18 protein-coding genes and 1 pseudogene are annotated in these 25,418 nt (G+C 60.2%); 8 read left to right on the top strand and 11 right to left on the bottom strand.

All coding sequences use genetic code 11. The annotated features are described in order from the left end of the window. Window positions 1–4: 4 nt before the first annotated feature. On the bottom strand, window positions 5–1,075 hold the full coding sequence (glnL, locus tag ABD827_RS08290; RefSeq protein ID WP_298721376.1) for a nitrogen regulation protein NR(II): 1,071 nt from the start codon (window positions 1,073–1,075) through the stop codon (window positions 5–7). A 222-nt stretch (window positions 1,076–1,297) separates the two neighbouring features. Between glnL and slyA the strand changes: the two genes are divergently transcribed. From slyA to ABD827_RS08305, 3 genes are read left to right on the top strand one after another with little or no spacing between them, the layout of a single operon-like run. Further along, window positions 1,298–1,753 carry a transcriptional regulator SlyA gene (gene slyA, locus ABD827_RS08295; RefSeq protein WP_344964006.1) on the top strand — a complete coding sequence of 152 codons (456 nt, stop codon included), beginning with the start codon at window positions 1,298–1,300 and terminating at the stop codon, window positions 1,751–1,753. Window positions 1,754–1,769: 16 nt separating this feature from the next. Then, window positions 1,770–2,819 (top strand): HlyD family secretion protein, encoded by a 1,050-nt coding sequence (locus ABD827_RS08300; RefSeq protein WP_344964008.1) that lies wholly within the window; start codon window positions 1,770–1,772, stop codon window positions 2,817–2,819. A 10-nt stretch (window positions 2,820–2,829) separates the two neighbouring features. After that, complete coding sequence (locus tag ABD827_RS08305) at window positions 2,830–3,846, top strand: DUF2955 domain-containing protein (protein WP_344964010.1); 1,017 nt, start codon at window positions 2,830–2,832, stop codon at window positions 3,844–3,846. Between the two features lie 154 nt (window positions 3,847–4,000). Here the strand turns inward: ABD827_RS08305 and glnA are convergent, their stop codons facing one another. Next, on the bottom strand, window positions 4,001–5,410 hold the full coding sequence (glnA, locus tag ABD827_RS08310) for a glutamate--ammonia ligase (protein ID WP_298721389.1): 1,410 nt from the start codon (window positions 5,408–5,410) through the stop codon (window positions 4,001–4,003). 343 nt (window positions 5,411–5,753) lie between these two features. On the opposite strand from glnA, the gene typA reads away from it, so the two are divergent. The 5 genes from typA to ABD827_RS08335 all read left to right on the top strand — a co-directional run bounded on the left by typA (window position 5,754) and on the right by ABD827_RS08335 (window position 11,017). After that, complete coding sequence (typA, locus tag ABD827_RS08315; protein WP_344964012.1) at window positions 5,754–7,580, top strand: translational GTPase TypA; 1,827 nt, start codon at window positions 5,754–5,756, stop codon at window positions 7,578–7,580. 165 nt (window positions 7,581–7,745) lie between these two features. After that, complete coding sequence (locus ABD827_RS08320; RefSeq protein WP_344964014.1) at window positions 7,746–8,648, top strand: virulence factor BrkB family protein; 903 nt, start codon at window positions 7,746–7,748, stop codon at window positions 8,646–8,648. After that, the gene (gene pip / locus ABD827_RS08325; RefSeq protein WP_298721398.1) at window positions 8,648–9,607 is read left to right on the top strand and encodes a prolyl aminopeptidase; all 960 of its coding nucleotides are present in this window, start codon (window positions 8,648–8,650) and stop codon (window positions 9,605–9,607) included. The genes ABD827_RS08320 and pip overlap by 1 nt, the downstream gene beginning before the upstream one ends. Next, window positions 9,604–10,041, top strand: coding sequence for a D-aminoacyl-tRNA deacylase (gene dtd / locus ABD827_RS08330; protein WP_298721403.1), 438 nt, complete (start codon window positions 9,604–9,606; stop codon window positions 10,039–10,041). The genes pip and dtd overlap by 4 nt, the downstream gene beginning before the upstream one ends. An 85-nt stretch (window positions 10,042–10,126) precedes the next feature. Further along, on the top strand, window positions 10,127–11,017 hold the full coding sequence (locus tag ABD827_RS08335; protein ID WP_344964017.1) for a bifunctional GNAT family N-acetyltransferase/hotdog fold thioesterase: 891 nt from the start codon (window positions 10,127–10,129) through the stop codon (window positions 11,015–11,017). Between the two features lie 49 nt (window positions 11,018–11,066). Here the strand turns inward: ABD827_RS08335 and ABD827_RS08340 are convergent, their stop codons facing one another. The 9 genes and pseudogenes from ABD827_RS08340 to ABD827_RS08380 form a co-directional block, all read right to left on the bottom strand. Continuing rightward, the gene (locus ABD827_RS08340; protein WP_344964019.1) at window positions 11,067–13,100 is read right to left on the bottom strand and encodes an AsmA family protein; all 2,034 of its coding nucleotides are present in this window, start codon (window positions 13,098–13,100) and stop codon (window positions 11,067–11,069) included. 668 nt (window positions 13,101–13,768) lie between these two features. Further along, window positions 13,769–15,841 (bottom strand): ATP-dependent DNA helicase RecG, encoded by a 2,073-nt coding sequence (gene recG / locus ABD827_RS08345; RefSeq protein ID WP_344964021.1) that lies wholly within the window; start codon window positions 15,839–15,841, stop codon window positions 13,769–13,771. Between the two features lie 88 nt (window positions 15,842–15,929). After that, on the bottom strand, window positions 15,930–17,279 hold the full coding sequence (pssA, locus tag ABD827_RS08350; protein WP_344964023.1) for a CDP-diacylglycerol--serine O-phosphatidyltransferase: 1,350 nt from the start codon (window positions 17,277–17,279) through the stop codon (window positions 15,930–15,932). A gap of 157 nt (window positions 17,280–17,436) precedes the next feature. Then, window positions 17,437–19,227: an aminopeptidase P family protein gene (locus ABD827_RS08355; protein WP_344964024.1), complete on the bottom strand. Its 1,791-nt coding sequence runs from the start codon at window positions 19,225–19,227 to the stop codon at window positions 17,437–17,439. A 27-nt stretch (window positions 19,228–19,254) separates the two neighbouring features. Continuing rightward, window positions 19,255–19,415: pseudogene (locus ABD827_RS08360) on the bottom strand (GntR family transcriptional regulator); the annotation flags it as partial. Window positions 19,416–19,494: 79 nt separating this feature from the next. Further along, the gene (locus tag ABD827_RS08365) at window positions 19,495–20,409 is read right to left on the bottom strand and encodes a DMT family transporter (RefSeq protein WP_344964026.1); all 915 of its coding nucleotides are present in this window, start codon (window positions 20,407–20,409) and stop codon (window positions 19,495–19,497) included. Window positions 20,410–20,486: 77 nt separating this feature from the next. Further along, on the bottom strand, window positions 20,487–20,687 hold the full coding sequence (locus ABD827_RS08370) for a hypothetical protein (protein WP_344964028.1): 201 nt from the start codon (window positions 20,685–20,687) through the stop codon (window positions 20,487–20,489). Between the two features lie 495 nt (window positions 20,688–21,182). Continuing rightward, complete coding sequence (locus tag ABD827_RS08375) at window positions 21,183–24,260, bottom strand: multidrug efflux RND transporter permease subunit (protein ID WP_344964031.1); 3,078 nt, start codon at window positions 24,258–24,260, stop codon at window positions 21,183–21,185. Between the two features lie 12 nt (window positions 24,261–24,272). After that, window positions 24,273–25,403, bottom strand: coding sequence for an efflux RND transporter periplasmic adaptor subunit (locus tag ABD827_RS08380; RefSeq protein ID WP_344964033.1), 1,131 nt, complete (start codon window positions 25,401–25,403; stop codon window positions 24,273–24,275). Between the last annotated feature and the right edge of the window lie 15 nt (window positions 25,404–25,418).

Genomic DNA, 25,418 nt, shown 5'->3' on the forward strand with positions numbered 1-25,418 from the left:
TCTCCTAGCGGCGTAATGGCAGATAGATAATAAATTCGGTGCGTCCGGGGCGGCTTTGGGTCTCGATGCGGCCCTGGTGCTGGTGGATCAGATCCTGCGCGATAGACAGCCCCAGGCCGGTGCCGCCGTCGCGTCCGGTCACCATGGGGTAGAACAGGGTGTCGCGCAGCGGCTCGGGAATGCCGGGGCCGTCGTCGATAATGCGAATCTCCGCCGCCAGCCGGTAGCGGCGGCCCTGCAGCATCACCTGAAAGGCGGTGCGGGTTCTGATCTGAATGTGGCCCTGTTCGCCCAGCGCCTCGGCGGCATTGCGCACTATGTTGAGCAGGGCCTGCTGCAGTTGCTCCGGATCCATCTCGAAGTCGGGAATGCTGGGATCGTAATCCCGGTCCAGGCTGATGCCGGGCGGTATTTCCATCGCCACCAGCCGGCGCACCTGCTCCAGTACCGAATGCAGGTTGGTGATTTGCCGCCGGCCGGGGCGCTGCGGACCCAGCAGCCGGTCCACCAGATTACGCAGCCGATCCGCCTGGGCGATGATCAGCTGGGTAAATTCTTTCAGCTCTTCCCGCGGCAGCTCTCGCTCCAGCAGCTGGGCCGCGCCGCGCAGGCCGCCCAATGGATTCTTTATTTCGTGGGCCAGGCCGCGCACCAGCTCCCGCGCCGCCTGTTGCTGGGTGCGCTGCTGCAGCTCCTGGCTGATTTTTTTCTGCTGATCGATCAGCCGAAGTTCGATCAGCGCTCGAGTCTGTGTCCGCGGCGATGAGGAGCCGGACCAGGGCAGGGGAGTGACGCTGACTTCAACCCAGCGCGGCACGCCGTCGATCATCAACTGCACCTCGCTGTCGGTAAAGCCCTGTTCGCGGTCGATGCAATGTCTGATGCGGGCGGTATCCAGCGAAATATCTTCGTCCGCCAGATTGAGCGGCATCGCCTGCAGCCGGCGCTTGCTCAGCGGCAGCAACTGCTCGGCGGCGGTATTGGCAAACAGTACCTGCAGCTCGGCATCCACCACCAGCACCGCCGTGAGCAGGTTATCGATAATCGCTTGTACGTCTGGCTGGGATTCCGGCACCTTGTTGTCCTCTCGTCTGCATTTGCACCACCATGGTGCATGCATTCTAACCCGAATTCGGCGCCCTTGCCGCTCGAGGGCAGGGTGGCTCTGTATGCCCCGTACTGGTGCCGCTACTGGTAGCGTAAGAATGCAAGAAACCTGCCGGTTTTCCAGAAGGTGCCGAGAGTGATTGCGGCAGTGAGGAATTTGAATAATATCGTTAGCAAGAGCATAATTAGCATGCTAACTAAATGGGAGGTGGCGATGAAAACCCTGGGAATGTCTCTGGCCTGTCTGGTTCGGCAGTGGCGCTGGCTCAACGATGAGCGGCTCAAGCCCCTGGGGCTGACCCAAAGCCGCTGGATCACCCTGACACATCTAAAATACGAAGATGGTATTCAACAGCATCAGCTGGCGCGTCGGGTCGGGGTGGAAAGCCCGTCGCTGGTACGCACCCTGGACGGGCTGGAACAGCTGGGGCTGGTGGAGCGTCGGCCCTGTGCCGATGATCGCCGTGGCAAGAGGGTGCATCTGACGCCGGCGGTGCGTCCGCTGATGGATGAGATGGACGCGGTGCTGGATCAGACTCGTCAGCAGGTACTGGCGGGCCTGAGTGAACAGGAAATCAAGGAATTCAACCGCATGGTGGAGCACATCAACCGGAACCTCAACGGGATCTGTGGTCACAAAGAATAACGCAACCGAGGTCATTATGACGCCAGAACAGAGTTTCAGCCGCTGGATAAAAGTGGCCCTGAGCGCCTTTTTTCTGCTTTTTGTTTATTTCGTCATCGCCGACAACTACATGCCGATGACACCGGAAGCCCGTATTCAGCGCTATGTGGTGCCGGTCTCGGCCCGGGTGTCCGGCCAGGTCAGCCGGGTGCATGTCACCAACAATCAGCGAGTCGATCCGGGGCAGTTGTTGTTTGAGCTGGACGACAGCGATTATCAACTGGCGGTCAGGCGGGCCGAACTGGCGCAGCGTCAGGCAAAAGTGGCACAAGACAGGGCGCAGTCCGGTCTGGCGGAAGTGAAGGCCGAAACCCACCAGGCCGGGCTGCAGTTGCAGGAACAGGAGCGGGAGGCGGCGCGTATCGCCCGGCTGCACCGTCAGGGTCACATGTCGCAGCAACAGCTGGAACAGGCCAACACCGGCACCAGCCTGGCGCGTGATGCGCTCGCCGTGGCCGAGGCTCGCCGGCAAGAAGTAGAACAGGCGTTGACGGCGGCGGGCATTGCCGTCGAACAGGCCGAGGTGGCCTTGCGCCAGGCTCGGCTCGAGCTGGCGCGTACCCGGGTGTATGCAGAAAGTCGCGGCCGCATCGGCAACCTGCAGTTACGCCAGGGTCAGCATGCGGCGGCCGGCCAGCCGCTGATGGCGCTGATTTCCGATCAGGCCTGGGTGAGTGCGGACTTGCGTGAAAAAAGCCTGCGCCATGTGCAGAGCGGCACCCCGGTTGACATCATCTTCGATGCCCTGCCGGGGCAAATCTTCGCCGGCCACGTTACCAGTATCGACAGCGGCGTCAGGGAAGGTCAGCAGGCGGCCGACGGGCTGCTGGCCCAGCCGGTCAATTCCGATCGCTGGGTACGCGACGCCCAGCGGCTGCGCACCCATATTGCACTGGATGATGCCTGGCCACCGCTGGCCACCGGCGCCAAGGCCACGGTGCAGCTGTATCCGGTCGACAACCCGGTGCTGAACGGCCTGGCCGCCATGCAGGCGCGGGTGGTCAGCCTGCTGCGTTACCTGTACTGAGGAGACAAGCATGGAACTGACCCCGGATCGGCTGCGCGTTTGTCTGCGTATCGCCTTTGGCAGTGCCGCCGGTATGCTGATCGCCAAGATGATGAACTGGAACTTCGGGGTTTTCTTCACCGTCTACCCCATGCTGTTGCTGGGCATGGTGCCGGTGCTGAACCGCTTCGTCAGCCTGCAGTTCATCGGCTCGTCGCTGCTGACCTCGCTCGAGATCATGGTGCTGCCCGGCCTGCTGAATCATTGGCCGCCGGCCTTTACGGTGGTGGTGTTCTGCCTGTTTCTGGGCCGGTTTCTGTTGATGGCCAGGGGGCCCATGCTGCTGTTTGGGGCCTCGGGTTGCGTCAGCCTCAGCATCATGCTGCATTTTTCCAGCTACCGGCAGTTCGACCTGGCCGACATGGCGATGAGCAATATCACCGCCTCGGTGTTATCGGTAGCGCTGGCATACATCGCCTACGCGGTGCTGCCGAATCGCGAGCCGCCGGTGGCGCGGGCGCTGCCCGCCAAAAGCGATAATATCATCCGTCATCAGGCGCTGCTGGGCGCCATAGTGGCGACCCTCAGTTTTACGGTGTTTCAGACAGTCGATCTGGTGGACTCGCTCTCGGCCCAGGTGGCGACGGTGCTGGTGCTGTTTCCCATGAGCTTTGTCGGGGCGGTGCAGTCGGGTCGTCAGCGTTGCATCGGCACCCTGCTCGGCTGTGCGCTGGGGCTGCTGACTCAGCTGTTTTTATACAGCTATTATCACAACCTGCTGTTGCTGACGCTGTCATTCTGGCTGTGCGCCATGGTGTTTGCACGCTGGCATGTAAAGGAAGGCATGCCCGGGGTTGGCTTTGCCGGTCTGACCACGGTGGGCATTCTATTCGGCCAGTATGTGTCACCGGAGCACGATCTGGTGTACAGCGCCCTGTACCGGATGAGCTCGATGACCATCGCTATTCTGCTGACCCTGTGCTGTGTGTATCTGGTGCACAAGGTGCTCAATCTTTTTCCTTCTACCCGACATGAGATTCTGGGGTGAGGGGTGAGGGGTGAGGGGTGAGGGGTGAGGAGTACGTCAGAGGCAACCTTGTTGCCTCTGGACTATGGCTCCAAAATACGACCAGACAACAAACAAAAAAAGGCCCGGTTTCCCGGGCCTTTCACTTTCCAGCTTATAGCTGACAGCTTACCGCTTAAACGGAATAGTACAGGTCGTATTCCAGCGGGTGCGTCGCCATGTTGATGGTTTCGGTTTCAACACGCTTGTACTTGATGTAGGCGTCGATGAACTCGTCGCTGAATACACCACCGCGGGTCAGGAACTCGCGATCCTGGTTCAGGTTGTCCAGTGCGTTGTCCAGAGACACGGCGACAGTCGGGATCTCGGCGGCTTCTTCGGCCGGCAGATCGTACAAGTCCTTGTCCATGGCATCGCCCGGGTGGATCTTGTTCTGAATACCGTCCAGGCCGGCCATCAGCAGCGCGGCGAAGCACAGGTACGGGTTGGCAGCCGGATCCGGGAAGCGGGTCTCGATACGACGAGCCTTGGGCGAGCCAACCAGCGGGATACGGATAGAGGCAGAACGGTTACGAGCCGAGTAGGCCAGCATAACAGGGGCTTCAAAGCCGGGTACCAGACGCTTGTAGGAGTTGGTGGCCGGGTTGGTGATGGCGTTCAGGGCGCGGGCGTGCTTGATGATACCGCCGATGTAGAACAGCGCGGTTTCAGACAGGCCACCGTACAGGTCGCCGGCGAACAGGTTTTCACCGTTCTTGGCCAGAGACTGGTGTACGTGCATGCCGGAACCGTTATCACCGACCAGCGGCTTGGGCATGAAGGTGGCGGTCTTGTTGAAGGCATGCGCTACGTTGTGAACCACATACTTGTAGATCTGAATTTCATCGGCCTTCAGGGTCAGGGTGTTGAACTTGCAGGCAATTTCGTTCTGGCCGGCCGTCGCCACCTCGTGGTGGTGCGCTTCAACCACCAGGCCCATCTCTTCCATCACCAGACACATGGCGGAACGGATGTCGTGGGAGGAGTCGATAGGAGCAACCGGGAAGTAGCCGCCCTTAACGCCGGGACGGTGACCCTTGTTGCCTTCGGCATATTCGCTGCCGGAGTTCCACTTGGCTTCTGAATCATCAATCTTGAAGAAGCTGCCGGCCATGTCGGTATGGAAGCGCACGTCGTCAAACATGAAGAATTCGGGCTCGGGACCGATCAGCACGGTGTCGGCGATGCCGGTAGACACCAGGTATTCTTCGGCGCGGCGGGCGATGGAGCGCGGGTCACGGTCATAGCCCTGCATGGTGCCCGGCTCGAGCACGTCACAGCGAATGTTCATGGTCGCGTCTTCGGTGAAGGGGTCCATCACCGCAGAAGCCGGATCGGGCATCAGTACCATGTCGGATTCGTGAATGGTCTTCCATGCGGTCATGGAAGAGCCATCGAACATCTTGCCTTCTTCAAAGAAGTCGTCGTTTATCTGATTGACCGGAATGCTGATATGCTGCTCTTTACCCTTGATATCGGTAAAGCGCAGATCGATGAATTTGACATCGTGTTCCTTGATCATGTCCATTACGTTTTCTACTGACATGGATTTCGACCTCCAAAAATAATCATCCTAGGGTTTGATGAACAAATTCATCAATTGCCATCGCTACAGATAAATACAAAGCGAAAACTGTGCCAGTTTGCCAAATGCTTGTCACACTGGTGTTTATCCTGATGTAAGAGAACCAATGACCGTTTTGATGCACTAAATTGGTGCATTAGTGGATCCTTTTGGTGCAGTAAGGCGCCGGCGCCGATCATCATGGTGCATTAAAAGCCCCTTGGGAAGTTGTCGAGCAGTAATTTTCAATTCTGCTAGGCAGATCCGAGGTGGGCGAGTAAAATGACGACGATTTTTTATCCACCCCCGGTATTTTGAGGCAGGAATGTTAGATAACTTACGTAATATCGCAATCATCGCGCACGTCGACCACGGTAAAACCACCCTGGTAGACAAGCTTCTGCAGCAGTCCGGCACGCTGGAAAGCCGTGGCGAAGCGGAAGAGCGAGTCATGGACTCCAATGACATAGAGCGGGAGCGCGGCATTACCATTCTTGCCAAGAACACCGCTATTCGCTGGACCGCTCCCGACGAGCAGGCATACCGCATCAACATCGTGGACACCCCGGGACACGCCGATTTCGGTGGTGAAGTGGAACGTGTTATGTCTATGGTTGACTCGGTACTGCTGCTGGTCGATGCGCAGGAAGGTCCCATGCCGCAGACTCGCTTCGTGACCCAGAAGGCATTTGCCCAGGGCCTGAAGCCCATCGTGGTCATCAACAAGGTCGATAAGCCGGGCGCGCGTCCCGACTGGGTACTGGACCAGATTTTCGATCTGTTCGATAACCTGGGTGCAACCGACGACCAGCTCGACTTCCAGGTTATTTATGCTTCCGGCATCAACGGTTGGGCAAGCCTGGATGTAGATGCGCCAGAACCGGACATGACCGCGCTGTTCCAGACCATCGTCGACCAGGTTCCGGCACCCGATGCCGATCTGGAAGGTCCGCTGCAGATGCAGATCTCCCAGCTGGATTATTCCTCTTATGTCGGTGTTATCGGCATCGGCCGCATCAAGCGCGGTACCGTTCGCGTCAACCAGCAGGTCACCGTCATCGGTGCCGATGGTCAGACTCGTAACGGTAAAGTGGGCATGGTCATGGGCTATCTTGGCCTGCTGCGCACCGAAGCCACCGAAGGTAACGCCGGTGACATCGTGGCCGTTACCGGCCTGGGCGAGCTGAAAATCTCCGATACCATCTGTGCGCAAGGTTCAGTCGAAGCACTGCCGCCGCTGTCTGTTGACGAGCCGACCGTGACCATGACCTTCCAGGTCAACAACTCGCCGTTCGCCGGCCTCGATGGCAAGTACGTGACCTCACGTAACATCATGGAGCGTCTGACGTCCGAGCTGGTGCACAACGTGGCACTGCGTGTTGAGCAGGGCGCCGATCCGGACAAGTTCCGCGTATCCGGCCGTGGTGAACTGCACCTGGGCATCCTGATCGAAAACATGCGTCGTGAAGGCTACGAGCTGGCGGTATCTCGTCCGGAAGTTATTCTGAAAACAGAAAACGGCGTCAAGATGGAACCTTTCGAGAACCTGACCGTCGACGTGGAAGAAGAGCACCAGGGCTCCATCATGGAGAAGCTGGGTGAGCGTAAAGCCGAAATGACCGACATGGTGCCGGATGGCAAGGGTCGTGTCCGTATCGACTTTATCGTTCCCGCCCGTGGCTTGATCGGTTTCCAGACCGAATTCATGACCCTGACTTCCGGTTCCGGTCTGATGAACCACAGCTTCGACCACTACGGTCCGCATAAAGGCGGCACCATCGGTGCTCGTACCAACGGCGTACTGATTTCCAACGCCAAGGGCAAGGCTTCTGCCTATTCGCTGTTCAACATTCAGGAACGCGGCCGTCTGTTTATCGATCACGCCACCGAAGTATACGAAGGCATGGTCATCGGTATTCACAGCCGTGCCAACGACCTGACCGTTAACTGCATCAAGGGCAAGCAGCTGACCAACGTTCGTGCATCCGGTACCGATGAAGCGCTGACCCTGGTAACGCCGATCAAGATGACGCTGGAGCAGTCACTGGAATTCATCGGTGACGACGAGCTGGTTGAAGTGACGCCGAACCACCTGCGTATTCGCAAGCGTGCTCTGACCGAGAACGAACGTAAGCGTGCCGGTCGCGATTAATTCCGACTTGCTGAGCTGAATAAAAGGGCGCCCTCGGGCGCCCTTTTTTATTGGGCGTCGGCCGGTGATTTCGGCAAGGGAACCCCGGCGTGATGATATCCGACTGGCACTGTGCCCGAGTAATTTGCCACAATGGAAATCCATTGGTAGCAAAATGAGGTTGTTATGAGTCAGGTTGTCGCGCAAGTCAGGCATCGACTGCACTTTATTCGAGAACATGGCTCGAGTTTCGGCATCTTTCTGCTGAAACGGATACAACAGGATCGGCTGAAGGTGACCGCCGGTTATCTGGCCTATATCACCCTGCTGTCGCTGGTGCCCATGCTGGCAGTGGTGTTCGCCATGATGTCGGCCTTTCCCATGTTTGCCGAGTTGCGGGATACCATTCAGAGCTTCGTGTTCAGCAACTTCGTGCCTGCCGCCGGGGAGGTGGTGCAGGACAGTATTCAGGGCTTTATCGACAACGCGTCCAAAACTACCGCCGTCGGCGTGGCGGCGTTGGCGGTCACCGCCATGCTGCTGATCTCCGCTATCGACGAGAATTTCAACCACATCTGGCGGGTGACCCAGAAGCGACGCTGGTCGGTGGCCTTTGCCACCTACTGGATGATCCTGACTCTGGGCCCGATTCTGGCCGGTGCCAGCCTGGCGCTGACCTCCTACATTACCTCGTTGCGGGTGTTCCAGGCCGATACCATTCTGGGGATGGGGACATTGCTGCTGGGGCTGTTGCCCTTTTTGCTGTCGACCCTGATGTTCGTGGTGTTCTACATGGTGGTGCCCAATATGCGGGTGCGCTTCAGTCATGCCATCTGCGGGGCCCTGGTGGCGGCCTTGCTGTTCGAGCTGGCCAAGCGTGCCTTCGCTTTTTATATCACCGAGTTTCCTTCCTACGAGGCAATTTACGGCGCCCTGGCCGCCATTCCCATTCTCTTTGTCTGGATCTATCTGAGCTGGATGATTGCCCTGCTGGGCGCCGAGTTGACCGCCGGCCTCGGTGACTACGAGCGGCGACAGCGGCTAAGCTTTGAGGATGATGATCCCGATTCGCCCGAGGACCTTGATTGATGAGAACCCTGTACCCGAGCATTGGCGCCTACCGCCAGCAGTGGTTATCGGTGTCGCCGCGACATCGACTCTATGTGGAAGAAAGCGGCAACCCGCTGGGTATTCCGGTGGTGCTGGTGCACGGCGGGCCCGGTGCCGGCACCGGCGGTGAACACCGGCGCTTTTTCGATCCCGAGAGTTATCGCATCATCTTGTTTGACCAGCGGGGTGCGGGTCAGTCCGAGCCTCATGCAGAGCTTGCCGATAATCATACTCAGGCATTGATCGCCGATATGGAGCAGATTCGCGAGGCGCTGAACATTGATGCCTGGCTGGTTTTCGGTGGCTCCTGGGGCTCGACCCTGGCCCTGTGCTACGCCATCGAGTATCCCGGGCGAGTAAAGGGTCTGGTATTGCGCGGTCTCTTTCTGGGCCGACAGCAGGACTTGCACTGGCTCTATCAACCCGATGGCGGTGCGGCCCAGCTTTTTCCCGATTATTACCGGGATTTTCTGGCTCCGCTCGAAGGAGATACGCGCCACCTGTTACGTCATTACTACCGGCTGCTGACCAGCAACAACGAACTGGCCCGGCTCAATGCGGCCCGGGCCTGGGCCATCTGGGAGGGGCGTATCTCGACCCTGTTGCCGAGGGTGGATGCCGAGACCCATTACGGCGAGGCGCATGCCGCCCTGGCGCTGGCGCGCATTGAATGTCACTATTTTATAAATAACTGTTTTATAGAAGAAAACTACATCATCAAGCACCTCGAACGGGTGCGCAAAATACCCGCTGTGCTGATCCATGGCCGTTATGACGCCATCTGCAAGCCGGGTGGCGCCGTCACCCTGACGGAACACTGGCCCGAATTAATACTGCAAATCGTGCCGGGAGCCGGACATTCCGCCTTTGAACCGGGTATTATAGATGCCTTGGTGAAAGCCACCGATCAGATGGCGAAGGAGTTGGCGCAGTCATGATAGCCCTGATTCAGAGAGTGAGTTCGGCGTCGGTCAGTATCGCCGATAACCGGGTGGGGGCTATCGGTCCCGGCCTGCTGGTGCTGCTGGGCGTAGAGCGTGACGACGACCGGGCGCGCGCCGACAAGCTGCTGCACAAGGTGCTTGGTTACCGGGTGTTCGGTGACGAGGCCGGCAGAATGAACCTGAATGTACGGCAAGCCGGCGGCAGCCTTCTGGTGGTGTCGCAGTTTACCCTGGCCGCCGATACCCACAGCGGCCTGCGGCCCGGTTTTTCTCGCGGTGCGGCTCCGGCAGACGCCGAGCGCTGGTACGACTATTTCGTGATGGCGGCGCGGGATCAGGGCATCGCTACCGAGTCGGGGCGCTTCGGTGCCGATATGCAGGTCAGCCTGACCAACGACGGCCCCGTCACCTTCTGGCTGCAGGTTTGAAGCCGACACCCTGAAGTAACCACAAATTGTACTCTGCCGTATCTCGCGGCAATATACCCCCAGATAACCCTAACAGGAGCAGACCATGTATCGTGTGGTCACCCCGCAAACGGAAGCGGAACTTGAAGCCTATTACCAGCTGCGCTGGTTGTTGCTGCGTAAACCCTGGCAACAGCCCAGAGGCTCGGAACGAGACGAATTCGACGAATATGCCCACCATCGCATGATGGTGGACAACAACGGCAACCTGGTGGCCGTGGGCCGCCTTTATGTCAGCGGTGATGAGGCCCAGATCCGCTTTATGGCGGTGGTGCCCGACTGTCGCGATCATGGCCTGGGTACCCGCATGGTGCAGGCGCTGGAGCAGGTGGCCCGCCAGCAGGGGGTACGCCGGTTGGTGATGAACGCCCGGGAAGAGGCGGTGGCGTTTTACGGTCGCTGCGGCTTTACCGTGGTAGGCGAAGGCCCCATCAGCTTCGGCAAAATCCCCCATCGGCAGATGATCAAAGCGCTGACCTCGATTCATCAGATTCGGCACTGTCCCGAGCTGTGTGACGAGCTGCAGCGCCAGTGGCACCGACGTATTCCCATCAGCGAGAAAATGGGCGTCAGGATTATTCAGTACACCGGCAGCCGCTTCAAGACCAAGGCCAACCTGACCGCCAACCTCAATATGCACGAGTCGATGTTTGCCGGCAGCATTTACAGCCAGTGCGTGCTGACCGGATGGGGCCTGATCTGGATGCAGATGCAGGAATTCGGCCTGAGCGGCGACATAGTGCAGGGCAGTGGCGACATCAAGTATCTGACCCCGGTATGGGACGAGCCCACCGCCGAGGTACAGGGGCGGCTGCGAGAACAGCTGATGCCGCTGCAGTCCGGCGAACGGGTACGCATAGAGCTGAACGTGACCCTGTACAGCGGCGAACAAAAAGCCGCCAGCTTCACCGGCCGCTACGTGATACTGCCGCACTGATTCTTCTGGGTATTCTCGTTCCCACGCTCCGCGTGGGAATCCCCAGTCCCTAATTCCCGTTCTTGAGTTTGCGGACTGCCTCTGTGAGGCGGCCGGGCAGGCCGGCTGCAGGGTAGGGTACGGAACCCCGGTACCAGGGCTGGCAGGGGGTATTCAGCTCCGGCTGGTGCAGTCGCAGACGCGGAGCGCGCCAGCTGTCTTCGAGCCGAATGGCCAGCTCCCGGCAGCGCTGGTCATTGACCGCGCCCAGCTCCAGTTGCCAGCGTCCGGCGAAGTCCAGTGCTCCGCGCAGGGCCAGCAGGTGACGTACGCTTTGCACCGCGCTGCCGTCCAGTTGCCAGCGTCCCTGTTTGACCGGACCGTTCAGCTCGGCCCGGTAGATAAAGCCGTCGCTTTGCTCCAGATCCAGCGCCGCCAGTAGCGGGTCGACCCGGGTCGGGCGGCCATAGTCTTCACCCAGCCGGCGTTTCAGCCAGTCGTCCAGCCCCAGTTTTTCGATGAAGATATCGTGGCCATCCAGCGCCAGCGCGCCTTGCCAACTGGCGGGCTCGCGCAGCGTGCCGGCAAGATCGGCGTCGATATTCACTTGACCGGAAAAGGCGCGCTCGGCCTGCAGCCAGTGGCTTAACCGCCGTAACTCCAGCGCCTGTCCTTTCAGCCGTATTTGGCCCTGATGGGGCGGGTAGAGGCCTATGCTGCCATCGAGGCTGATACGACCGTCGAGGGCATCGGTGCTCAGTTTGTCCAGCAACAGCCGGGTATCATCGAGCCGGGCGTTGAAATGGCCATGGCGGGCGATCAGGCTGTCGAAGGCTATTTCGCTCCAGCTGCCTTCCAACCGGGCCTGGGCGCTGAGCGGGCGCCACTGGGCACCAGACCAGGCCAGATCGGCGATAAACAGCTCGCCACCCAGCAGCGACAGCGGCAGCCCGGGGTCCAGTGACAGCAGTTCGCCCTGGTTCAGGTTGAGCTTGTGAATACGTACATCCGGCACCGGCCAGTACAGATCAGACTGCCAGTTCAGCTTGTTGCCCTGCAGTTGCAGGTTGTCGATATCCAGTCGGCCCTGCTGCGGATACCAGCGCAGCTCGGAGTCGAAGGCGCCCTGATAGGCCTTGCCCCTGAGGGTCAGCCCCAGCCGCTCCCGGCTGCTCGACAGCTGGCCCTGATGCTCGTCCAGCCGTAGCCAGTCCAGCACCGCCTCGCTGGCCTGCCAGCTGCCGCTGACCTCGGGCAGGCCGCCATCTTGCCATTCGAGATAACGAAGGTCGCCGTCGATGCCGTTGGCGGTCAGGGTTGGGCTGGTGATGCTGACGTCCTTGAGTCGGGCGCGGTTGAGCAGCAGGGTCCAGTCTTTATCGAGTTGTGGTAGTTGCTCGAATTGCAGTTTGTTATGGCTGAATTGCGGCTCGTTCAGGGTGAGTTCCCGAGTCGGCAGATTCAGGCTCAGGGCCGAGTCGAACAGGCCGCCGAACAAGCGACTTTGCACTCGGTCCACTATCAGTTGCTGCTGGCTGATGCGACCGGACAGGTTGATGCGGGACATGTCCAGTGCGGGATGAGACAGGTGGCGCAGCTGGCCGCTGACCTCGAGATCGGACCACCATTGCCATGATCCCTGGCGTCTGGGCTGCCACTGGCTCAGGGTGAGATCGGCGCCACCGGCCTGCCAGCCATTCCAGCTCAGGGTCAGGTTTTTGGTGTTCAATTCGTCGATGCGGATGTTGGCCAGATTGTCCGGCAGCACCAGCTCGGTGGCGTTATCCAGTTGCAGCTTGCCGTCGATAATATCGAGGGTAGCGATGCGGGTCTGACCCGACAGCGGCGACAGGGTTGCCAACTGCAGATAGAGCTGGCGGGCGCTGAACCAGTCGCCCAGGCGCACGTCTTCCGCCAGCAGGGTATAGGGATGCAGGGGGTTGAATTCCAGGCGCCCTATGGTGAGATCCAGCTCGGTGTGTTCGTTGAGCCAGCCCAGTACCGGTTGTTTCAGCCGGTTGGCATCAAATATACTCAGCAGCAGCCAGCCGGCCAGCAACAGTACCAGCACCGACACCAGCAGATATTTGGCCAGCTTCTTCATGGTGTATCCCTTTAAAATCCGATACTTGTATCATACATAGCTTGAACAGGGGCGGAAATAGCACAATGGATGGTGAGGCGGGCGTCCCCCTTATACCCATCGCATTAAACACTCGATCTTTTTGATGGTCATACCAATCCCGGACAAAGGGCCCGCTCCGCCGACCCGCTCGAGCACATCCTTGTGGCGCTCAGCACATGACATCCGACCGCCAGGGATGGCGGGAGTGTCAGCATGGCAGGAGCTTTTGTTGACCTGTCATGTGATGGTCGGTGGAGCAGATCCCTTCGTCCTTCTTGATGCTACAGAGTCGCCTGTTGGCGCCGTCTTCAGACCACTCGATGCTCGAGAAGAGGCAGCAGAGATCGCCTCCCACGACCGTGAAATGCCATGGCCGGAAAATGCTCCTGCCGTTCCGGCATTCCCGCCCTCCCTGGCGGTCAGACGGCATTTCCGAGCCCCCAGGGGGCGAGCTTGTCTCGCCGTGACGAGCGGTTGCAGCCTAACCGAGCATCCAGTGAATGTTCGCAATAGGCTGCAACTGTGAGTGTCATTTACCAGTGGCGTGTCGAGGGAGGCGGCTGTGTTGCCTCTGGTACCGTAAGCCTCAATATGATCAGATACTTAATGGAGTTGGCATTACTCCCTACTCATTACGCCTCACATTTTCAAACCTTTCCGTAGTGATCCCTTTGCCCCAGCCAGCGCCGGATCAGCGGCTCTACCACCGTCGGGTGGCGGTCGGCCAGATAGCGGGCCAGCCGCTGTACCTCGGGCAACAAGGCCTGATCGCGTACCAGATCGGCAATTTTAAGGTCCGCCAGACCGGTCTGACGAGTGCCGAGCAGCTCGCCCGGGCCGCGAATTTCCAGATCCTTCTGGGCGATGATGAAGCCGTCGTTGGTATCGCGCAGCACCCCCAGCCGCTGGCCGGCGGTCTTGGTCAGCGGGGCGTGATAAAGCAGCACACAGTGGGAGGCCACGGCGCCCCGGCCGACCCGGCCGCGCAGCTGATGCAGCTGGGCCAGGCCGAGGCGTTCCGGGTTTTCGATGATCATCAAGGAGGCATTGGGCACGTCGACCCCCACTTCAATCACGGTGGTGGCGACCAGCAGATCCAGCTGGCCGTCCTTGAAGTCGGCCATGACCGCCTGTTTTTCTGCCGCCTTCATGCGACCGTGTACCAGGCCGACCTTCAGCTCCGGCAGTTGCGCGGTCAGCTCGGCGGCGGCATCTTCCGCCGCCTGGCATTCCAGTACCTCGGACTCGTCGATCAGGGTGCAGACCCAGTAGGCCTGGCGACCCTGCTCCCGACACACCTCCCGCACCCGGGCGACGATGTCGTCGCGACGGGTGTCGGGCATGGCGACCGTGGTCACCGGGGTGCGCCCCGGCGGTAGTTCGTCGATGATGGAGGTGTCCAGATCCGCATAGGCGGTCATCGCCAGGGTGCGGGGAATGGGGGTGGCGGTCATGATCAGCTGGTGCGGGTAAAATTCGCCCTGGCTGCCTTTTTCACGCAGAGCCAGCCGCTGATGCACACCAAAGCGGTGTTGTTCATCGATGATCACCAGCTCCAGGGCGTTGAATTGCACCTGTTCCTGAAACAGCGCATGGGTGCCGACGATCATGCCCAGCTCGCCATTGGCCAGCCGTTCCAGCTGCTCGGCCCGGGCCTTGCCCTTGATCTTGCCCGCCAGCCAGCCAACCTGAATGCCGAGTGGCGCCAGCCAGGCGGCGAAGTTGTTGGCATGCTGCTCGGCCAGCAGCTCGGTGGGGGCCATCAAGGCCACCTGGCCCTGATTACCGATCACCTGCAGTGCCGCCAGCGCCGCCACCAGGGTTTTGCCGGAGCCGACGTCGCCCTGTACCAGCCGCATCATGGGGACGTCTTTCTGCAGATCTTCGCCGATTTCGGCCACCACGCGCTGCTGGGCACCGGTGGGCGAGAAGGGCAGCCGGGCCAGAAAGTCGTCAATCAGCCGGCGGGGATAAGACAAGCCCCGGGCCCGATGAGACTGGCTCTGCTCTCGTACCTTGAGCACCGACAGGTTGTGGGCCAGCAGCTCTTCCATTACCAGTCGTTGCTGGGCCGGGTGTGTGCCTTGCTCCAGCTCGAACAGGGCCACGGTGGCGGGTGGCCGGTGCAGCAGGCGCAGGGCATCGTTGAGGCCCAGCTGGTGGTGATAGAGGCCCTCGGGCAGCCATTCCTGCAACGGTTGCTGATCCAGCAGCGCCAATGCCTGATCGGTGAGCTGGCGCAGGCTTATCTGGCGCAGCCCTTCGGTGGTGCCGTACACCGGGGTCAGGTTGGCTTCGGCGGCCACCGGCTGCTCGTCCTGCTGCAGGCTGTATTCCGGATGGATAATCTCCAGGCCGTGATGGCCGGGCCTGATTTCGCCGAAGGCGCGCAGCCGGGTACCGGCGGTGAGGTGGTTTTTCTGGGCGGCGGCAAAGTTGAAGAAGCGCAGGGTCAGGGTACCGCTGTGGTCACGCATGCGGCAAACCAGCATGCGTTTGCGGCCGTAACTGATGTTGTTGTCGACGATTTCGCCGATCACGGCCACATGCATGCCGGGCATCAGCCCGGCGATGGGGCAGACCCGAGTGCGGTCTTCGTAGCGCAGCGGCAGGTGAAACAGCAGATCCTGCACCGTTTCCAGACCCAGCCGGTGCAGTTTTTCCAACATCTTGTCGCCCACGCCCTTGAGCTGACTGAGGGACATCTTGTCCAGATTCATAACGGCCCCACCCTGTAAATATATACAGAGAATAGCAAAGCCGGGATTAAAAGGGGACTGGCCAGTCCCCAGTCCCTACTCCCGAATGTTACAGCAGCCGCTTGAGCAGCACATTGGCGCGGGTACGTTGAACCCGCTTCAGCAGTCTCTGTACCGGGGCGGGATAATCCGCCAGTTCCTCGATTTCCGTGAAGTGCGCCAGGCGTTGGCAATGTTTGAGGATATTGGCTTTTTCTGCCTCGAACTCGGCCTGTAACAGCCGCTGCGGATCCTGCAGCAGCAGGCCGTTTTCCAGATCCAGCCCCCAGGCGCGGGGGTTGAGATTATTGCCGGTAATCATCGCCAGATCATCATCCACGAACAACCCCTTGAGATGATAGGAGTTGCGGTCGTGATGCCAGAGCATGATGTTGAGCTTGCCCTGATAGATATAGGTCTGATGGGCGCGGGCAAAACGGCGCAAATTGGTTTCGTACAGATAAGGCAGGCCGCCGATGGTGCGAAACGGCTGATCCGGTGGAATATAAAAGTCGTTGGCGGTCTTGTCGCCGATCACCAGGGTCACTTCGATCCCTTTTTTCAGCAGGCCGCGAATGTCCTTGGCCAGGGGCTTGGGCAGGTTGAAGTAGGGGGTGCAGATAAACAGCTTTTCCCGCGGGCTGCGCAGCAGGTTACGAATCGCCCGGTTGAGGCGGTTGCCGAGCTTGCCCAGGCCCGCCAGGGGGGTCACGGCTACCTGGCCCGCCCCGGGGGGCATGGACGTGAATTCGTAGCGGGTGCGCTTCATCTGTGGTTTGAACTGGCGAATGGCATGGCGCAGCTGGCGGGCGTTGGGAATGGGTTCTGCCGTCAGCAAGGGCACCGCCGGGTTATCGGTAAACAACCGGTTCATGTAATCGACCATGGTGTCCGCCAGCCGGGCATCGGTAAACTGGTGATAACGGTCGAAGCGATAGCGATCCTGTTGATGCAGATAAATATCGTTGAGGCTGGCGCCGGAATACAGCAGGGTATCGTCGAACACGAAGCCTTTGAGATGCAGCACGCCCAGGATTTCACGACCTTTGACCGGCACCCCGTAAATGGCGATGGGGTCGGCATAACGGGCGGCAAACTCCTGATACATCCGGTGATTCCCACCCTGGCCCTGGTGGCCAATCAGACCTCGCTGGGCCCGGTGAAAGTCGACGAACAGGCGAATATCCAGCGCGGGGCGAGCCTGCTTGGCCTCATGGAGGGCGGTCAGAATTTCACGGCCGGCCTCGTCATCCTGCAGATAGAGTGCCGCCAGATAGATGCGGGTATGGGCGGTAGCGATCAGTTCCAGCAACCGCTGCTTGAAGTTGCGAGCGGAGTGCAGTGTCTGCACCTGGTCGGCATGGACCGCCAGCGTAGGCAGTCGTTCCAGCAAGGCGCGATAATCGTTGGCTAGTGGCATAGATGGACCCGGTTAATAAGACTGCGGTGCAAGATCAGTTTCGCACGACAAGATTCGGAGCAGTTTACCGAATTTAGGGGAAAGGCAGCAAATTAGTGCGGGGATTAGGGATTGGGGATTAGGGAAGCGCCCCAATCTCGAGTCCCCGCCGTTCATCCTACAAGGGGCGGGTGGCTTGCTCCAGCCAGGCCAGATCATCGCCGGCGAGTTGCGGGCTGATTCGCTCCCATACCGTCTTGTGGTAGTGGTTCAGCCACTGCACATGTTTGGCTTCGAGCCAGTTCACATCGAGCAGCCGGGTATCGAAGGGCACCAGAGTCAGGGTTTCGAGCTCGAACACCGGAATGTCGCCGCCGGTGTCGGCGGGCTGCACCACCTGCAGGTTTTCGCAGCGAATGCCAAAACCGTCTTCGCGATAATAACCGGGCTCGTTGGAGACGATCATGCCGGTGGTCAGCGGTACCGTGCTGCCCTTGGGCGAAATGCGCTGCGGCCCTTCGTGCACGCTGAGGTAGTGGCCCACGCCGTGGCCGGTGCCGTGGTCGAAGTTATAGCCCTGTTGCCACAGCGGCATGCGGGCCAGGGCGTCCAGCTGCAGGCCGCCGGTACCGGCAGGAAAGCGGGCGCAGGCCAGGTCGATATGGCCGCGCAGCACCAGGGTAAACAGTTTGCGCATCTCGTCGGTGGGCGTGCCCACGGCGACGGTGCGGGTGATGTCGGTGGTGCCGTCCAGGTACTGACCGCCGGAGTCCACCAGGTAGATGGCATCTTGCCCCAGGGCGCGCGGGGTGCCGTTGTCGTGGTGGTAATGACACATGGCGGCATTGGGGCCCAGCGCCGAGATGGTGTTGAAGCTCGGCTCTACAAACTCGGGGTTTTGCCGACGAAAGGCCGCCAGCCGGTCGGCGAGGGTGCCTTCGTCTTCCTGTTCGGGATTCGGTTGCTGAAGCCGGTGATCCAGCCAGGCCAGAAAACGGCTGACGGCGGCGCCATCGCGCAGGTGGGCGGCGCGGCTGCCGTTCACTTCTACCGGGTTCTTGCAGGCCTTGGGCAGCATGCTGGGATCGTCGGCCGGCACCAGCTCGGCACCGGCCCGGCTCAGCACCAGGGCGCTCCAGGCGTTGGCGGTGTGCGGGTCCAGTTGTACCCGGGCGCCTTGTTTGCCCAGCGTCTTCAGCGCGGCTTCCAGCTCGCTGACCGGCGCCAGGGTCACGTCCTGGCCGCAGTGGCCGGCCAGATCCAGATCCTCGAATTTGGTCGTATCGGCAAACAGCTGTACGGCGCCGTTCTGGTGCAACAGGGCAAAGCTCAGCACCACCGGCAAACAGTCGATGTCCCGGCCGCGAATATTCAGCAGCCAGTTGATGGGCTCGGCCTGGGTCAGCAGTTGGGCGTCTATCTGGCCGGCGGCCAGGGTGTCGGCGATGCGGCTGCGCTTGGCTTCGCTGTGCTGACCGCTGTATTCCTGGCTGAGCAACAAGGCGGGGTGGCTGGCAGGCTCAGGTCGGTCGTGCCAGTGCAGATCGATCAGGTTGTCCGTTACCGGCACCAGGGTGATGTCGTGGGCGGCCAGTCGGGTCTGGGCCTGCTGATGCCAGTGATGACTGTGCAAACGGGGATCGAAGCCCACCCGGCTGCCCGGGGCCAGCTCGGCGAGCAGCCAGTCCAGGTAAGGTTCGCTAATCAGGTGATGATATTCAAACAGCGCCGGATTGCATTGATGACGCACCTGCACCGTATAACGACCATCCACAAACACCGCCGCCTTGTCGGCCAGCACCACGGCGGCGCCGGCGGAGCCGTTGAAGCCGCTGATCCAGTCCAGCCGCTCGGCACAAGGGGGAATATATTCGCCCAGGTGCTCGTCGTCGTGGGGCACGATAAAGGCATGCAGGCCCTGCTGTGTCATGCTGTTGCGCACGGCGTTGAGGCGAGAAGCATGGGGCATGGTGTCTCCTTAGCGAGAAGTAAGCGGTTGTATCAGCGCCTGACGGGCCGGTACCCGGCTGACGTTCAGCTCCTGGGCCAGGGTGTCCTGACGCAGGGGGCACCGGCGCCGAATTCCCCTTTTGGGATACGGGGACGAAGCGTTTCGACCACCAAACGGGTCAGGGGTTTACAAGGCGTCCGGCTTATCTGAAATCGTATGCGGTTTGCGATGAAGTCACTCTACTCTGCCTTGATTCGGTTGGCAAACCGGGCCTTGAGTTCGGGATCAGCCTGTTTCGGCCCCCTGTTGCCGGCGCCGTTTGGATTTGCTCTTCAGTTGTTGGATCAGCAGCGCCACCACTATCATCGACAGTCCCACCAGGGTGGCGGGGTAGATTTCTTCGCCCACCAGAAAACGCAGCAGCAACAGCGAGGCGAAGGGCGAAATGAAAATCAGGTTGGAGATGCGGGCGGTGTTTTCCGCATAGCGCATGGCCAGCAGCCACATCACGAAGGCGAAGCCCATCTCGAACATGCCTACATAAATGGCACCGACCCAGCCCTGCCAGGCGGTGAGGTTGAAGTCGGACCATAACGCCGTGGCCAGCACGATGATCGGCAGCGCCAGCACAAAGCTCAGGGTCAGCGCTACCAGGGGATCGTCCTGGTTGCGGGCGCTTAAAATCCAGTAGCCGGCCCAGAGCAGGGTGGAAAACAGCGCCAGTGCGACCCCCAGCGGATCTTCGAAGTTGAGGCTGAGCAGGTCGCCTTTGGTGGCGATCACCATGGCGCCCAGATAGCCGAGCACTATGGCTATCCAGTCCTGCTTGCGAATCTTCTGGCCGAGAAAGGGCACCGCCAGCAGGGTCAGGGTGATGGCCCAGGTGTAGTTGAGTGTTTGCGCCTGCTGGGCGGGCAGCCGGTTGTAGGCCTGAAACAGCACCAGATAATAGAGCGCCGGATTGATCAGCCCGAGCAGCAGATAATAGCCGGGGCGGGCGCGAAAATAGCGCGCCAGATAGGTCAGCTTGCCCTGCCACGCCAGTATGCCGAGCAGCAGCAACAAGGAACTGGCGGTGGCCACCAGCAACAGCTGAGCCGGAGAAAAGTAACCGAGCGACAGCTTGAAGGCGGTGGCCACGGTAGACCAGCAGGCCACGGCACCCAGCCCGAACAGATAGGCTTTCTTTTGATCTTTCATTGTTATAGTTAACCCGTGCAGAGAATAGGCCAGTGTAGGAAGCCTGAGGGCAGGGAGCAAGGGGTGTGCCGGTCCGGCTATTTCAGTTCATCGAAGGGACGGCGCTTTTCTTCCTCCAGTGTGAGTTCCTCCAGAATTCGGACCCGCTCGCGCAGTTGCCGGTTTTCTGTTTCCAGCGCCTGTAATCGATCGTCGAGCTCGCCCTGAGTCCGGCCCTGGTTGACCAGCAGCAATACCAGACCGATGGCCAGCCCCAGCAACAGTATCCACAGCAACATGACGGTTCCCTTTGGTGTGAAAAGGTCAGCTTACTATCCAATGGCGAGCGTAATAAAGAAAGAATGGCGAGATCCCGAACAGGATCCAAGGCTTGTGTCATCGCAGTCAAAGAGGCAGCAGGCTCGTCGCCTCCGACACGCTACAAGTACCTCCCTGTAAGCTCGCACATGCCATCCCTGGCATGTGACGGTCGATGGCGCCGAACCCTGCAGTCTCTTTCATGACTCGGAGTTGATGGATGGAGGTGTCTGCTGGCAACGCCGATCTGCTCCTCCCCTTGACCGCGGACTAACAGACATAACGGCGGATTTTCGCCAGGGGGAGGTTGGGAGGGGGTGTCGATGTTGACCGACACGCGGAGGCAAAGGGGAGGGAGCAGATCGGCGCGAGCCCCTTTTTTCTCTTTGCCGCCTCTTGTCTCCCCGGGTAGCTAAACAAAGAAAAAGGGCTGCCTGAGGCAGCCCTTCGGTTCATTCCATTACTCCGAAACGGGATTAATGATTACCCAGTGCCTTGGGCGCCTGGTCTTCATCAAACTCCGGCAATGGCTTGTGATGCGATGCGATGAAGGTGTAGATCACCGGCAGCACGAACAGGGTAAACAGGGTACCTATGCTCAGGCCCGAGACGATGACGATACCCATGCCGAAGCGGGAAACGGCACCGGCACCCACCGCAAACAGCAGCGGGATCAAACCGGCAACCATGGCGGCGGTGGTCATCAGAATGGCGCGCAGACGAATGCGGGCGGCCACCCGAATGGCGTCGGTACGGTTCAGCCCCCGGTGCAACTGTTCTTCCTTGGCCACCTCACACATCAGAATGCCGTGCTTGGTGATGATGCCGACCAGGGTGATCAACCCCACCTGGGTATAGATGTTCATGGTTGCCAGCCCCCAGGCCAGCGCAATCAGGGCGCCGGAAATGGCCAGCGGCACCGAGACCATGATTACCAGCGGATCGCGCACGCTCTCGAACTGGGATGCCAGCACCAGGAAGATGATGAACAGCGCCAGCAGAAAGGTCATGTACAGGGCGTTACCCTCGGTGACGAACTGGCGAGCGGCACCCAGGTAGTCATGGTTGTAGCCGTTGGGCAACTCGGCGCTTACGCTCTGCTCCAGAAAGCCGATGGCATCGCCCATCGACACACCCGGCGTCAGTACGGCACCAATGGTGGCCGAGTTCAGCTGATTGTAGTGGGGCAGGGAGCGAGGCTGGGCTTCCATGGTGATGGACACCAGGTTGGCCAGCGGCACCATGTCACCGTTGTGGGCGCGCACATAGTAGTCCTTGATGGAGTCCGGATTGAGCCGGTTTGAACGGATGACCTGAGGGATCACCTCGTAGCTGCGACCGTCCAGATCCACCCGGTTGACATAGCCGTCACTCATCATGGTCGACAGGGTCATGGCGATGTCCTGCATGGTGACGCCATAGGCGCCGGCCTTGTCCCGGTTGACCTTGATGTTCATGGTGCCCGAATCAAACGCCAGATCCAGCTCGCTGTAAACGAACAGCGGGCTCTGGCTGACCTTGCCCAGCGCCTCGGCGGCCACATCATAGAGACTTTCAAAGCTGTTGGGGGTGGTCAGCACATACTGTACCGGCAGACCGCTGGAAGCACCGGGCAGCTCGGGAAAGCCGAAGGCACTGATGGCGACCGCCGGAATGGCCTGCAGCGGCGGTGTAACCCGCTCGATCACCGTTTTCTGGCTGTCGCGCTGGCTCCAGGGTTTGAGTACGGCCACGGCCAGACCCTGGTTGGCATTGGGCACGCCGGCAATGGTCAGGGAAGTGGCGAGGCCGTCTTCCTTGTTGAGCACTTCCACCGCCTTGCGCATGTTGTTCTCGATGTAATCGAGGTTGGCCGAGTTGGGCGCCTTGGCCATCATCAGGAAGGCGCCCTTGTCTTCACTCGGTGCCAGCTCGCTGGGAATAAAGCTGAACAACACCGGCATGGAGCCGAACACCAGTACCGCGAAGGCAATCACCACCGGGCGCCTGGCCAGCACCGCATCCAGCATGCGGGCATAGCCGGCGGTAAGCTTGTCCAGGGTGTTTTCCACCCCGCGCTCGAAGCGGTTGGGGTTGGTGTGCGGTTTGAGCAACTTGGAGCACATCATCGGCGACAGGGTCAGTGCCACTATGCCGGAGATGAACACAGCCCCGGCCAGGGTCAGGGCGAATTCCTTGAACAGGGAGCCGGTAATGCCGCTCATCAGCGCGATGGGTGCATAGACCGCCGCCAGGGTGATGGTCATGGTAATGACCGGCACGGCAATTTCCCGGGTACCGATAATGGCGGCCCGGTAGGGTGACTCGCCGGCCTTGATATGCCGGTCGACGTTTTCCACCACCACGATGGCGTCATCCACCACCAGTCCGATGGCCAGCACCATGGCCAGCAGCGTCATCAAGTTGATGCTGAAGCCGAAAAAGTTCATCAGAATGGCCACCCCGATCAGCGACAGCGGAATCGTGATGATGGGGATCAGCACCGCCCGCAGCGAGCCGAGGAACAGGGTGATGACGATGATAACGATCAGCGAGGCTTCGAGTATGGTCTTGATCACCTCACTGATGGACTCGTTGATGGCGTCGGTGGCGTCGTACAGCAGTTTCATCTTGATGGTGTCGGGCATGTTGCGTTCGAGGCTGGGCAGCATCTCACGCACATTGTCCGCCACGCTCAGCGGATTGGCGGACGGGGTCGGATCCACCCCGATAATCACCGCCGACTCGCCGTCGGCCAGGGCCCGTACCACGTCGTGGCTTTTTTCCAGCGATACCTGGGCGATATCGCGCAGTCTTACCACGGCGTCGTCACGGGTGGCGACCACCAGCGTCTCGAGCTCTTCGGCATTCTCGATCTGGGTGTTGATGTCGCTGTTGTACAGCATGAAATAGCCGGTGGCCTGGCCGGCGGCGGCCTGGAAGTTGTTGGCCTGCAGCACCGACAGCACCTCGGGGGCGGTCAGCTGATGGGCCGCCATGCGCAGCGGATCCAGCCAGATGCGCAGCGCAAACTTGGCACCACCGAACAGGTTGATCTTGGCCACCCCGTCCACCGAATAGAACTGGGGTCGTATCACCCGCTCCAGATAGTCGTTGATCTGGGGCGCGTTCAGCTCTTCACTGCTGAAGGAGATGTACATGATAGAGGTGGAGGCCCCCGTGGTCATCTCCAGGCTGGGGTCTTCCGACTCCCGTGGCAGCTGGGAACGCACCGAGTTGACCCGTGCCAGTATGTCCGACAGCGCGGCGTTGGAGTCGGTGTTCAGCTTCATCTGCACCGTGATCTTGGAGCTGCCGTTGCTGCTGCTGGAGCTCATGAAATCGATGTTATCGGCCTGGGCGATAGCCTGTTCCAGCGGCTGGGTAATAAAGCCCTGGATCAGATCGGCGCTGGCGCCGAAATAGCCGGTGCTGACGGTGATGACGGTGTTGGTCATCTCGGGGTATTCACGCACCTGCATTTTCTGCAGGGCCTGCAGCCCCAGCAGCACGATCAGCAGGCTGATCGAGATGGCCAGTACCGGCCGTTTGATAAAGATATCGGTAAAACGCATCGAATTCTCCGCTTACAGCTGGGGGGCTGATTCAGGCGTGGCCAGCGCATCGTCTTCTACCGGCTTCACATGGCTGCCGTTGGACAGGCGCACCTGACCCGAGGTCACTATGGTCTCGCCGGGCATCAGGCCCTTGGTCACGCGGGCAAATTCGGCTTCCCGTTCGGCGACTTCCACCACCCGTTGCCGGGCGACCTGCACGGTTTCACCCGCGTCGTTACCTTCGGCCTGCTGTTCTTCCACTACATAGACGGTCTGGCCGTAGAGGGTAAAGTTGATGGCGTGCTGGGGTACCAGGAGCTGATCTTTCAGTGTGGGCAGCCGTACATCCAGCTTGGCAAACATGCCGGAGCGCAGTTTGCCCTCTTTATTGGGAATGCTGGCCTGTACCTGCACCACGCCCGACTCCGGATTAACCTGGGGTTCGATGGCGGTGATTTCGCCTTCGAACGGCGTCTCCGGGTAGGCATCGACGAAGATATTCAGCGCCTGACCCACGGCAATGTCGGCGATGCGAGTCTGGGGAATGGTAAAACGAATACGGAACTGGCTGATGTCTTCCAGCCGGGCAATATCGGTACCGGCATTCAGATACTGCCCCAGAAAGGCATTGCGGATGCCCATGACGCCGTCGAACGGCGCGCGAATGGTGCGCCGTGCTATGACCGCCTTGAGGGAGTCAACCTGACCCTGCAGTTCCCGATAGTTGGCCTCAGCTTCATCCAGCTGACCCTTGGAGACGGAGCCGCGGGCAAACAGCTGGCGCATCCGTTCCAGGTTGGCCTTCACCGCGGGCAGGCGCCCCTGGGTACTGCGCAGGTTGGCTTTTTCCACATCGGCGTCCAGTTCCAGCAAAATATCGCCGGTGCTGACCTGCTGGCCGGACTCGAAGTGAATGACGCGCACTATGCCCGCCGCCTCGTTACTGACATTGATGCCCTGAATCGGTTCGATAAAACCGATGGCGGCAATACGAGGGGTCCAGTCGGTGGGGCTGACTTCAGCTACCGTGACCGGAAAGCTGGGTACCGGCATGTTGGCGAAGTACTCCCCCATCATTTTTTGCTTGAACAGATTAAAGCCGATGACGCTGCCGAAAATGACAACCACCAGCAATAACATGGACAGTGTCCATTTTTTCATCAGGTTACTCCCGCA

Origin of the sequence: Oceanisphaera sediminis, from assembly GCF_039539745.1 — a bacterium.
In the GTDB taxonomy this organism is placed as follows: Bacteria; Pseudomonadota; Gammaproteobacteria; order Enterobacterales; family Aeromonadaceae; genus Oceanimonas; species Oceanimonas sediminis.

Coding starts and splice junctions, on each gene's coding strand:
- slyA (WP_344964006.1), top strand. CDS start 1,298: ATGCTAACTAAATGGGAGGTGGCGATGAAAACCCTGGGAATGTCTCTG.
- ABD827_RS08300 (WP_344964008.1), top strand. CDS start 1,770: ATGACGCCAGAACAGAGTTTCAGCCGCTGGATAAAAGTGGCCCTGAGC.
- ABD827_RS08305 (WP_344964010.1), top strand. CDS start 2,830: ATGGAACTGACCCCGGATCGGCTGCGCGTTTGTCTGCGTATCGCCTTT.
- glnA (WP_298721389.1), bottom strand. CDS start 5,410: ATGTCAGTAGAAAACGTAATGGACATGATCAAGGAACACGATGTCAAA.
- typA (WP_344964012.1), top strand. CDS start 5,754: ATGTTAGATAACTTACGTAATATCGCAATCATCGCGCACGTCGACCAC.
- ABD827_RS08320 (WP_344964014.1), top strand. CDS start 7,746: ATGAGTCAGGTTGTCGCGCAAGTCAGGCATCGACTGCACTTTATTCGA.
- pip (WP_298721398.1), top strand. CDS start 8,648: ATGAGAACCCTGTACCCGAGCATTGGCGCCTACCGCCAGCAGTGGTTA.
- dtd (WP_298721403.1), top strand. CDS start 9,604: ATGATAGCCCTGATTCAGAGAGTGAGTTCGGCGTCGGTCAGTATCGCC.
- ABD827_RS08335 (WP_344964017.1), top strand. CDS start 10,127: ATGTATCGTGTGGTCACCCCGCAAACGGAAGCGGAACTTGAAGCCTAT.
- ABD827_RS08340 (WP_344964019.1), bottom strand. CDS start 13,100: ATGAAGAAGCTGGCCAAATATCTGCTGGTGTCGGTGCTGGTACTGTTG.
- recG (WP_344964021.1), bottom strand. CDS start 15,841: ATGAATCTGGACAAGATGTCCCTCAGTCAGCTCAAGGGCGTGGGCGAC.
- pssA (WP_344964023.1), bottom strand. CDS start 17,279: ATGCCACTAGCCAACGATTATCGCGCCTTGCTGGAACGACTGCCTACG.
- ABD827_RS08355 (WP_344964024.1), bottom strand. CDS start 19,227: ATGCCCCATGCTTCTCGCCTCAACGCCGTGCGCAACAGCATGACACAG.
- ABD827_RS08365 (WP_344964026.1), bottom strand. CDS start 20,409: ATGAAAGATCAAAAGAAAGCCTATCTGTTCGGGCTGGGTGCCGTGGCC.
- ABD827_RS08370 (WP_344964028.1), bottom strand. CDS start 20,687: ATGTTGCTGTGGATACTGTTGCTGGGGCTGGCCATCGGTCTGGTATTG.
- ABD827_RS08375 (WP_344964031.1), bottom strand. CDS start 24,260: ATGCGTTTTACCGATATCTTTATCAAACGGCCGGTACTGGCCATCTCG.
- ABD827_RS08380 (WP_344964033.1), bottom strand. CDS start 25,403: ATGAAAAAATGGACACTGTCCATGTTATTGCTGGTGGTTGTCATTTTC.